General features: G+C 75.2%; 10 protein-coding genes and 1 pseudogene. All 11 read right to left on the reverse strand.

Annotated elements, in window-relative coordinates; translation table 11 throughout:
* The coding region (locus MCBG_RS02540) for a contractile injection system protein, VgrG/Pvc8 family (protein ID WP_255358572.1) at positions 1 to 900 on the reverse strand (900 nt) is incomplete at its 3' end.
* Positions 901 to 1,166: 266 nt separating this feature from the next.
* Positions 1,167 to 1,391, reverse strand: a complete 225-nt coding sequence (locus MCBG_RS33555; RefSeq protein ID WP_223201472.1) for a hypothetical protein — start codon at positions 1,389 to 1,391, stop codon at positions 1,167 to 1,169.
* Positions 1,392 to 1,516: 125 nt separating this feature from the next.
* Positions 1,517 to 1,921 (reverse strand): annotated as a pseudogene (locus MCBG_RS33560) (hypothetical protein); the annotation flags it as partial.
* A 1,410-nt stretch (positions 1,922 to 3,331) separates the two neighbouring features.
* A complete protein-coding gene (locus MCBG_RS02555) occupies positions 3,332 to 3,814 on the reverse strand; it encodes a phage tail protein (RefSeq protein ID WP_043323571.1) in 483 nt (160 codons plus the stop codon).
* Position 3,815: 1 nt separating this feature from the next.
* A complete protein-coding gene (locus MCBG_RS02560; RefSeq protein WP_043323574.1) occupies positions 3,816 to 5,063 on the reverse strand; it encodes a phage tail sheath family protein in 1,248 nt (415 codons plus the stop codon).
* Between the two features lie 16 nt (positions 5,064 to 5,079).
* Positions 5,080 to 5,760, reverse strand: coding sequence for a carboxypeptidase-like regulatory domain-containing protein (locus tag MCBG_RS02565; protein WP_043323576.1), 681 nt, complete (start codon positions 5,758 to 5,760; stop codon positions 5,080 to 5,082).
* Positions 5,757 to 6,365 carry a glycine zipper family protein gene (locus MCBG_RS02570; protein WP_043323578.1) on the reverse strand — a complete coding sequence of 203 codons (609 nt, stop codon included), beginning with the start codon at positions 6,363 to 6,365 and terminating at the stop codon, positions 5,757 to 5,759. Before MCBG_RS02570 ends, MCBG_RS02565 begins: the two co-directional genes overlap by 4 nt.
* Positions 6,366 to 6,378: 13 nt before the next feature.
* On the reverse strand, positions 6,379 to 6,723 hold the full coding sequence (locus MCBG_RS02575; RefSeq protein WP_043330052.1) for a hypothetical protein: 345 nt from the start codon (positions 6,721 to 6,723) through the stop codon (positions 6,379 to 6,381).
* Positions 6,724 to 6,861: 138 nt separating this feature from the next.
* Entirely contained in the window at positions 6,862 to 7,698 is an 837-nt protein-coding gene (locus MCBG_RS02580) for an LppM family (lipo)protein (protein WP_223201020.1), read from the reverse strand.
* Positions 7,699 to 7,877: 179 nt separating this feature from the next.
* Positions 7,878 to 8,129, reverse strand: coding sequence for a hypothetical protein (locus MCBG_RS02585; RefSeq protein WP_223201021.1), 252 nt, complete (start codon positions 8,127 to 8,129; stop codon positions 7,878 to 7,880).
* Between the two features lie 32 nt (positions 8,130 to 8,161).
* Positions 8,162 to 8,891: LacI family DNA-binding transcriptional regulator (locus MCBG_RS02590; protein WP_043323583.1), on the reverse strand; the 730-nt coding region annotated here is incomplete at its 5' end.

Here is an 8,891-nt window from a genome sequence, read left to right on the forward strand (position 1 = left end):
GCCGGCGTCCAGATCGCCGTACGCGGGCAGCGTCACCCGGGCCCGGCCCAGCCCGTCCGGGTCGTCGACGTCGGTGACGGTGCCGAGCGTGACAGTCGCCGCCGGGGGCGCGGCCGACGGCGGCGGGCCGGGCGGCGCGGTGGAGAACCGGGTCAGGTGCCCGTCGGCGTCCACGGTGTGCACCACCTCGGTGAGCACGTACACCCCGGCGAGCGGCTCCGGGACGCCGGCGAGGGCGATCCGCCGGCCCGGCCGCAGCGCCGGGTCGCCCTCCGCGGTGCCCTCGGCAGTGACCAGCGCCGCCACCCGGGCGTCCAGCCCGGCTCGGGCCAGCGCGGCCAGCTCGTCGTCGCTGCGGCCCGGCTGGTCCACAGCGGTACGGACGCCGTCCGCGCCCACGTCGCCCGGGTCGGGGCGCAGCGGAATGCGCCGCCCGCTGCGCGCCTCGTCCGCGCGCTGGCTCAGCGGCTCGGCGCGCTGCGGGTGCCAGCCGAGCACTGCGCACTCCGCGCCCGCCCGGTCCAGGTTCTCGGTGATCCGCAGCGCGTGCACCGTCTCGCCGAGCGTCAACGGCAGCGGCTCCCCGTAGCCGTCCAGCGTGCACAGCCGCAACCGGTCACCGTCCACGCCGAGGTGCAGCCCGGCGCGACCGGCCACCTCGCACAGCAGATCCAGGTCGGTGTGCCGGTGCTGGAGCAGCCGGTCCAGGCGCGGCCCGTCGTCCTCGGCCGCCACGCTCAACCCCAGCCCGGCGCACAGGTCGGCGGCCAGCTCGGCGGCGGTCACCGACTCGAACACGCGCAGCTCCTGCCGCTTGCGCAGCCGGTGCAGCGGGTCGTACGCCCGGATCCGGGCCAGCGCGGCGCCGTCACCGGCGTACTCCCGCTCGACTGCTGTCACCTCGCCGGTGAACAGCGCCTCCGCCTGCCCGTCGAGGCGGACGTCGACTGTGGCGCCGGGGCGTACCGGAGTCGAGCGGACCCGCGCCGGGAGCGGTGGCGAGGGTCAGCTCGCACTGCGCCGGGCGGTCGAGGCGGGCGGCGACGCGGATGCCGCGCAGCCGGGCCGGATCGGCCAGCGGTCGCCCGTCGACCGTGACCAGGGCGGCCCGGCTCACGGCGCACCCCCGGCGGCCGCTCGCCGCGCCGGGCTGGTCGCGTGGCGGGTCACGGCGTGCCTCCCGCGGTGACGGCGTCCGGCGCGACGGTGGCGGCGCCGGCCGGCGGGACGGCGAGCGCGGTGCCGGCGGGCACGGTGAGCGGGTCGGTGATCCGGTTGTGCTCGGCGAGCAGCCGCCAGCGCAGCGGCGAGCCCAGCGCGTCGTGGGCGAGCAGGTCGAAGCGCACCCCGGACCAGCCCGGCTCGGCCGCGCCGTCGGCGGCGGCGACCACCGCGGACCCGGGCGCGACAGCGGGTGTGCTCGCCGCGGCCAGTTCCTCCTCGAACCCGGCGCGCGCCGCCTCCGCGCCTCGGACGGGACCAGCTTCAGCCGCAGCCAGGAGCGCCGGGGCGTTACCGGGAGGGTGAACGCGTCGAACCGTCCCGCGATCGCCGTGATCACGCCCGGGACGTTCCAGGTCTTGCCCCAGACCAGGCGGACCAGCGGCGGGCGCAGCCAGCCGTGCTCGACCGCCGAGTTCTCCGCCAGCATCCACAACGGCCGGGTCAGCGTGCGGACGTCCTCCGGCCGGGCCGGCGACTCCACGAAGTCGACGTCGAAGAGCAGATCGAGGACCAGTTCGGTACGCCCGCCGCCGGTGAAGACCAGCGGGTCGTCGGCCAGCCCGGCGCCGGTCAGCGGCCCGTCCGGTCCGCCGCGCGGGCGTACCCCGGCCAGCCGGGTCACCTGCACGGTCTCCGGGTTGAGCAGGCAGTCGACCCGGGTGCCGGACTCGTCCACGAGGAAGGCGACGCGCTCCATCAGTCACCCGCCTGTTCCCGGTCCAGCCGGGCCGTGTCGCTCCACCGCGTGGGCTGCGGGGCGGGCCAGGCCGGTTCGGCCGGGAGCGCCGGCCACGGATCCGCGTGCGTCCCGCCGCCCTCGGCCATCCCGGTCGCCACCTGGCCCGTCGTGCGGATCGGGTCGGAACCGTCCGGCAGGGCCGGCCACGGGCTGCTGTACGTGGGACGCGCGGGCCACCGCCCCTGCCTCTCCCCGGACGCCGGGTCGTGTCCGCCCGGGTACGGCACGTCGGCGGCGCGCCCCGGGTACTGGGCGACGGATCCGTCCCTTGTCCCGTCGCGACCGTTCGTTGATCCGGTTCGACCGCCCTTGATGCGTGCGGCCGGTCCGCGCGGCAACGACGGTGGCGCAGCCGCGAAGGCGAGCGGGGGCCTGTCACCTCGACCGGACGGCACGTCCGCTCCGGCGATGTCGTCCCTGCGCGTCGGCCGGCCCCGGTCGACCTGTGGGAGGTTGCGGAGCGGGTCCACCCGGTCGGGGCCGGGCCTGCGCTCGGACGGTGACGGCCGGTCCGATTCGCCGGATCCCACGGGACCCGGCGATCCGATCGTGTCCCGGCTGCCGGCGGGGTGTTCGGGCCCGGCGGTGCCAGCGGGCACGCCCGGGTCGGTGGGCCGACCGGTGCCGTCGCTGCTCGCGCCCCTCGTGCCGGTGAGGGCCGGCCTGAGGGCGCGAGTCACCACCGGCCGGCGTGCCGGGGGCGCGCCACCGATGGCTTCCGTGGTGCTTGCGGTACCGGTCGGGCCGACGGCGCCCGGTGACCCGGTCCGGTCCGGCATACGCGCCGCTCTCGTCCTCTCCGGTGCCCCGGCCAAGCCGATCGGCTCCGTCACGAACCGGTTCGCGGGTTCACCCGCAGACGCCCCGTCGTCCCACGACCGCGACGGCCTGTCCGAGCGGGACCGGGCGCCCGGCGTCGGCGTGGAAGGCGCCGCCCCGCTCACTTCCCACCCGGCACTCGTCGCTCCCGGCGACCGCGCACCGCGCCCCGGCTCCGAGTTCCCGCTTCCCGAGATCCCCGTCCCACTTCCCAGGAGCTCCGGGAGATCTTGGTAGGAAACGGCCCCTATAGGGGCCCTTTCGTACCAAGATCTCGGCGGGCTGTTGCGGAAAGCGGCGAGTCCGTTGATCAAACGTGCCATCCAGCGCCACCGGCCCCTCTGGCGCCGCTCGTCGGAGAGCGGGGGAGGAGCGGAAACCGGCGGAAGGTCGCGCAGCAGGCCGGGGGCGTGCGCCGCCACCAGCCGCCGCCAGTGCTCGGGCGGCTGACCGGGGGCGGGCTGCTGGCCGGGGGAGGACGGCGCATCCTCGGCCGGGGCCGGACCGGACAGGCGATCCGCGGTGACCCGCAGCGCGCGGGCCAGCCGGTCACGCGCCCGCCGGGGCGGCGGCACCGCCGGCCTCCAGTTCCAGGCCCTCGTACGCCAGGGTCAGCGCCTCGATGGCGATCTCCTGCGACAGGGTGTTCAGGTGCGCGCCCCGCCACCGGGTCGGCCAGGCATTGATCATGTTCCAGCGCAGCACCTCGGCGGTGCCGGCCGGGTCGAGCAGCACCACCGACACGTTGCGCCGGTTGACGGTGCCCTTCGCCGCCGCGTTCACCCAGTCCCACAGCTCACGCGAGCTGGTCAGGCCGAAGTGGAGCGTGACCGGGGCGTACTCGACCTGTCCCGGCACGGCCCGGATGCGCTCGTTGCCCGCCTCCCGGTACGACAGCGCGGGAATCGCCACCTCGAAGCCGCTGACCTCGGTGAAGTGCCCGTTGGTGATGCCGTTGATCAGCAGCTTGAAGTGGTAGGCGCGGTACGGGTCGACGGGCGCCCCCGGCTGCGGCGTCGCGGTGGTGGGCATGTCAGCCTCCGATCGTCTCGGTCTCGGTGCCGCCGGCCCACTGGCTCAGCTTGAACACCACGAACTCCGCGGGCTTGACCACCGCGATGCCGATGTGCGCCACCACCATCCCGGCGTCGCGGACGTCGGCCGGGTTGGTCTCCTCGTCGCACTTGACGAAGAACGCCTCCTCGGGCGTACGGCCGAGCAGCGCGCCGTCGCGCCACACCCGGGTGAGGAACGCCCCGATGTCGCGGCGGATCGAGCGCCACAGCGTGAAGTCGTTCGGCTCGAACACCATCCACCGGGTGCCGCCCGCGATGGCCTGCTCGATCGAGATGGACAGCCGCCGTACGGTCAGGTAGCGCCACTCGCTGGCCTCGGCGGCGAGCGTACGGGCGCCCCACAGCCGGATGCCCTCCCCGGCGAAGAACCGGATCACGTTGACGCCCTTGGGGTTGAGCACGTCGTGCTCCGGCCGGGTCACCCGGTACGCGAGGTCGACGGCGCCGCGTACCGGCTCGTTGGCGGGCGCCTTGTGCACGCCGCGCAGCGCGTCGGTGCGGGCCCAGATGCCGGCGACGTGCCCGCTCGGCGGGGTGAGCACCAGGTCGCCGCTGAGCGGGTCGCGGACCCGGATCCACGGGAAGTAGAAGGTGGCGTAGTCCGACTGCCGGGGTCGGTCGCCGCCGGTGCCGGGCGGTTCGTCGTCGGCGTCGCCCGGCGTACCCTCGGCGGGTTTGTCGGCCGAGCCGGCCGACGCGGGCTTGGGCGGCTTGCCCGGCGTGGCGACGCGGGTGAGCCGGGAGACGTCGGTGACCTCCGGCGGCGGGTCGCAGATCGCCACCATGGTGCGCAGCCGCTCGGCCATGCTGATCAGGGCCTCGTGCGAGACCGGGTCGTGGTAGCCGGGCGCGGCCACTATGGAGACCTCGTCGATCGCCTCCAGCAGTTCCAGGCCGCCGCGCCGCCCGCCGGTGCCGGTGAGGCGGCCGCCCTCGCCGACGTTCACCACCCAGCAGCGGGTGCCGCCGTTGTCCAGGAAGCCGAACACGGCGCGGGCCAGCGGGGTGCTCTCCAGGTGCTCGCCGTCGGCGTACAGCCGCAGGAACTCGGTCCAGCTGTTCACCGCCAGCGCCTCGCCGACGTGGGCGCCCCGGTCGGGCGCGACCCCGACGAACGCGGCGGTGCTCATGCCGACCGGTCCGATCGGGCGGGCCCCGCTCGGTACCTCCTCGACGTAGATGCCGGGGGAGAAGTAGGTGGGCATCGGTCCTCCTCGGACGTCAGTCGGGCGCGCGGACGACGATCAGGTGGTCGCCGTCCGGATCGAGTTCGGCGGTGTGGACGCGTCCCGCGCCGACCAGCCGGATCCGCACCGGGGCCTCCGGCGCGTCGGGGTCGTGCGGCACGCCGGTCAGCCGGAACCGGCCGGCGGTGTCGGTCTCGGTGGCCTGGGCGGTGCCCACCAGCTCCACCCGGACGGCGGCGAGCGGCTGGTCCTGCGGGCCGACCACCCGGCCGTCGAGCGTGCGCATGCCGAGCTGCCGCAGTCGCAGCGGGTGCCGCACCGGCGGCGCGATCGGGACCGGCCGGTCGATGCGGGCCGGCACGTCCAGCAGCAGCGCCGGCCGGGGCGCCACGCCGAGCGCTCGCCACAGCGCCGGGTCGCCGGTGGCGAGCACCAGTTCCGGCCGGCCCGCCGTGGTGGCGGCGGCGAGCACCCGGTCCAGCGCCGCGAGGGCGGCCGGCCCGCCGCCGGAGACCAGCAGGCGGACCACGAACCGGTACGGCTCGCGCGCCGCGCCGCCGGTGGCGGTCTGCCGGGCCGGCCGCAGCTCCAGCGGCCAGACCGTGAGGCCGCCGCCGGGGTCGTCGCGCGGCGGGCCGACCGGTACGGGCTCACCCGCGGCTCCGGTCAGCCAGCTCACGACGTCCGCGACGGCCGCCTCGATCGCGCCGGTCATCGCGGTGGCGTCCCCTGGATCCGGTACGCGATGGCCTCGTTCCACACGTGCGGGTAGACGCCGATCTCGAAGTAGCGGGTGAACCGGTTGATCGGCGCGTTGGTGTGGTCGTGCCAGAGCAGCCACACCGGGGCGATGGTGAACAGCACGTAGTTGAGCGCGACCAGCGGCAGGTAGAACGGGCCGAGCAGCCGGGCCTGGAACACGTGCACGTCCTCGTGGCGCTGGATGCCCGGGCTGGAGCCGGCGCACACGGTGCCGATCGTGGTCGCGTACCGGGGGGAGACGCCCTCGATCACGTTGACCCGGCCGCTGCCGGCCGAGACGATCCGGTCGAGCTGGTGGCCGAAGACCAGGTGCAGGGCCAGGAAGAGCGCCCCGGCGAACGTGTTGAGCAGGCTCCAGGTGTGGTCGACCACGAACAGGAAGATCCCCTTCGGGTCGGCGCCGTACGTGCCGGCGGACGCGGACGCCCAGCCGAAGGGCGCGCCGACGAGCAGGCCGACGACCGCGCCGGCCAGCAGGCCGACGGTGCCGGCGGCGAGTTGCCCGAGTACGGCGCCGAAGACGACCTGGACGGCCGCGCTGAGGATGCCGAAGATCATGGGGTCACCTCTCTCAAACCCAGGAGCGGACGTAGCGGGGCTCGCGGCCCTGGGCGAGCTGGGTCGGCGACGCCTGCGTCGCCTGCCGGTTACCAGGGGGGAGCTGGTTGACGCCGAGCGCGGCGGAGAAGATCACCAGCCCGTTGAAGAACGCGATGATCCACTTCTCCGGGCCGGCGTCGGCGGCGAACGCGGCGGTCAGGTAGGACAGCAGGAGCGCGAAGCCCAGCGCGATCCACTTGCGCGCCTTGTCGCCGCTCGGGCCGATCAGCCCGCCGACGACGTTCGCGGCGAGCAGGGTGGCGGCGCTGGCGCCGGTGAGGCTGCCCAGGGCGGCCCAGGTGAAGAGATCGTTCACGGCGATCCCCCTCTTTTCGATGGTGCGGTGGTGCAGGTCGGGGTGGGATGGTGCGGCGGCGTTCCGGGTCACGTGACCCAGCCTCCGCCCGGTGTGCTGGTGGGCCGCCGGCGCGGACGCCGTCGGTGGTCGGTGGGCTCAGGCCGGCGGACCGGCGGGTCGAGTCGGTGCGTCGGGCGCGGCCGGGGCGCCGGTGGAGGCCGGGGCGGGGCCGGCCGGCACGCCCGGGCCGGTGGTCGCCGTCGCGTCCGGGCCGCCGCGGGAGCGCCGCCGCCGCATCAGCAGCACGAGCACCACGGCGGCGACCAGCAGCAGGACGACCACGGCGGCCACCACCGGCAGCCACGGGAAGGAACCGTCACCGGTCACCACGGCGGCCGGGCTGGTGGCCGGCGGCGGGGGCGCCTGGGCCACGGCGCGCAGCTCGGACGGCTTGGGCTGGTTGGCGACCACCTTCCAGGTGACCGAGCGCCCGGTGACAGTGCCGTTGGTGTCGAGCACCCGGCCGGGGAACGTCACCGAGATCTCGAACGCCATCAGCGTCATGAACGCCTGCTGCTGGCGCGGATCCTGCTGCCCGAACTTGCCGCCGTATTTCTTCGGGTCCAGCGGGAGCGAGAAGCGATACAGATCATCGTCCCGGACAAGATTCACGCTTTCGCTCGTGAATTGTGCCAGCGGTGTTTTCCGGTACGTGATCTGAATGCCGTACGAGGTGGCGTCCTCGTACCGGGTCTCCGCTCCGGGCGGAAGTGAGGGAATGTTCGGCCGCAGTTCCGCGAAGGCCACCGCCGGGTCCGGGTTGCGCTGCTTGAGCACGGACTTCGGCGCGGTGAGCAGGAGCTGACCGGAGACCGTGTCGTCGTCGTTCACGGTCAGCCCGAGGTTGAGCTGCATGCAGCCGCTCAATATCGCCACGAGGGCGAGACACACCGCGAGGCGGAATGCCCGGCTGCGGCGGAGTCTCGTATTCATGCGCTCAGTGTGAGCCGGTGCAGCCCGCCGGGCAGTCCGTGATCGGTCGCCGTTCTGTCGCCGATCTTACCGGCGTCCTCTCCCATTCGGACGACGTCGAAAACGTGAGCGATCGATATTCTGAAGGATTGTCGTGTCGCCGTTCCGCCGGGGTTCCCGGTGACGACCCGGGCGGCGGGTCACCGCGCCGGGGACTCCGCCGCGACGATCCGGAAGACCGGGATGCCGGGGGCGACCCGGGCGAAGTCGGCGAGCGGGGCGTGCCGGTCCACCGGCGCGTGCGGGCGCGCGCCGGGAGCGAGCGCGAGATGCCGGCGCAGGATCGGTGGCCGCTGCGCCACCGGCACCTCGACCAGCCGGACCGGCTCGCGGCGGCGACGGCGCAGCACCACCCGGCCGCCCCGGTACATCCACGTCATGACACCGCCCACCGGAGGCCCTCCTTCGCCGTACCCGTCGACCGTCAGGCGCTCTCGCGGGCCACCAGCGTCGACGGGAACGCGGTGCTCGGGGCGACCGGCGCGCGCGTCAGCACGGCCGTGGCCGCGGCGGCGGCGATCCGGTCCACCGGGTGGGTCGCGGTGGTCAGCGGCGGGCTGCTGATCGCCGCGTACGGCAGGTCGTCGAACCCGGCCACCGCCACGTCGTGCGGCACCCGCACGCCGCGCCCGCGCAGCGCGGCGATCACGCCGAACGCGGTGGCGTCGCTGGCCGCGTAGACCGCGTCGGCGTCCGGCCACCGGCGCAGCGCCTCCAGTGCCGCCCGGCCACCCCGCGCCGCGGTGAAGTCGCCGGTGACCAGCCGCTCCGGCGACCCGGACTCCCGCATCAGCTCCCGGTACGCGGTCACCGACCGTTCTGCGCAGCTCAACCAGCGCGGCCCGGTGACCATGACGACGCGGCGCCGGCCGGTGGCGTACAGGTGACGCAGCACCTCACCCGCGCCACCGGCGTTGTCGACGTCGAACGACGGCACCGCCGGAGAGCCCTGACCGATCGAGACGACGCGGCCGCGCAGCCTCGGCGGCACCGCGTCCAGCGCGGCCTGGGTCGTGTTGACCAGGATCACCCCGCACACGCCCCGGTCGGCGCCCAGCCGGGTCAGCCCGGACGGGTCGGCCAGCGGCAGCCACTCCAGCGCCACCCCGACGCCGTGCGGCGCGCCCACCCGCGACGCCGCGCCCACCACCCGG

The organism is Micromonospora sp. M42, from assembly GCF_000568915.1.
In the GTDB taxonomy this organism is placed as follows: domain Bacteria; phylum Actinomycetota; class Actinomycetes; order Mycobacteriales; family Micromonosporaceae; genus Micromonospora; species Micromonospora chalcea.

Coding starts and splice junctions, on each gene's coding strand:
- MCBG_RS02555 (WP_043323571.1), bottom strand. CDS start 3,814: ATGCCCACCACCGCGACGCCGCAGCCGGGGGCGCCCGTCGACCCGTAC.
- MCBG_RS02560 (WP_043323574.1), bottom strand. CDS start 5,063: ATGCCCACCTACTTCTCCCCCGGCATCTACGTCGAGGAGGTACCGAGC.
- MCBG_RS02565 (WP_043323576.1), bottom strand. CDS start 5,760: ATGACCGGCGCGATCGAGGCGGCCGTCGCGGACGTCGTGAGCTGGCTG.
- MCBG_RS02570 (WP_043323578.1), bottom strand. CDS start 6,365: ATGATCTTCGGCATCCTCAGCGCGGCCGTCCAGGTCGTCTTCGGCGCC.
- MCBG_RS02580 (WP_223201020.1), bottom strand. CDS start 7,698: ATGAATACGAGACTCCGCCGCAGCCGGGCATTCCGCCTCGCGGTGTGT.